Source organism: Rhodoplanes sp. SY1 (assembly GCF_046000175.1).
In the GTDB taxonomy this organism is placed as follows: domain Bacteria; phylum Pseudomonadota; class Alphaproteobacteria; order Rhizobiales; family Xanthobacteraceae; genus Rhodoplanes.
Genome location: NZ_JBEOMB010000456.1, coordinates 1 through 630, shown reverse-complemented (window position 1 = coordinate 630; position 630 = coordinate 1). Strand labels below are relative to the sequence as shown.

The following is a 630-nucleotide window of genomic DNA, read 5'->3' as shown; positions in this document are numbered from 1 at the left end:
GAAAACGGCACCGCGCCGCTGGTCTACGACGTCATCGGCGCCGCGAAGGCGGCCGGCATTTCACGGAGCGCCCTCTACAACGAGCTGAAGGCCGGCCGGATCGTGGGCCGCAAGTTCGGTTCGCGGACGTTGATCGAGCACGCCGAGATCGCGCGGTTCGTCGCGTCGCTGCCGGTCATGACGCCTCGCCAGTGACCAGCCGGCCGGCGCCCGGCGCCGGCCTTGCCCCATTCCGCATCCTGCACTCGGAAGTGACCACCATGCCCCCACGACCCCGCAAGCGCTCGTCCAACGACGACCACGACCGCCAGTCCCATGAGGGCGTCACGTCGTACCTCGCCCGCCGCGCCGCGTGGAGCGAACAACGCCGCATCGAAGCCGAGGCGCGCGAGGCCGAGCGCGCCGAGGCCAAGCGGCGTCGCGCTGAGTCCGAAGCCCGCATCCGCGCGCTGCACGAATCCTGAAAGGAATGCAAATGTCGAAGACCCCACTGACGACACTCGCCACCGCTCTTGCCCGCGGCCCGCGCCCACTCACGCCCGCCGAGTCCAAGCTCGCCGCCGCGGCGCTCGATCTCTGCACCGTGCTCGATCTGCGCCGGCTCGAAGCCGACATTTCGAATGCAGTCGG

2 protein-coding genes are annotated in these 630 nt (G+C 70.0%); both read left to right on the top strand.

The window, feature by feature from the left end; genetic code table 11:
- A partial coding sequence (locus tag ABTU92_RS30330; RefSeq protein WP_408095240.1) for a helix-turn-helix domain-containing protein occupies nucleotides 1–195 on the top strand: 195 nt, incomplete at its 5' end.
- Nucleotides 192–464 (top strand): hypothetical protein, encoded by a 273-nt coding sequence (locus ABTU92_RS30325; protein ID WP_408095239.1) that lies wholly within the window; start codon nucleotides 192–194, stop codon nucleotides 462–464. The genes ABTU92_RS30330 and ABTU92_RS30325, both read left to right, overlap by 4 nt.
- Nucleotides 465–630: the final 166 nt, after the last annotated feature.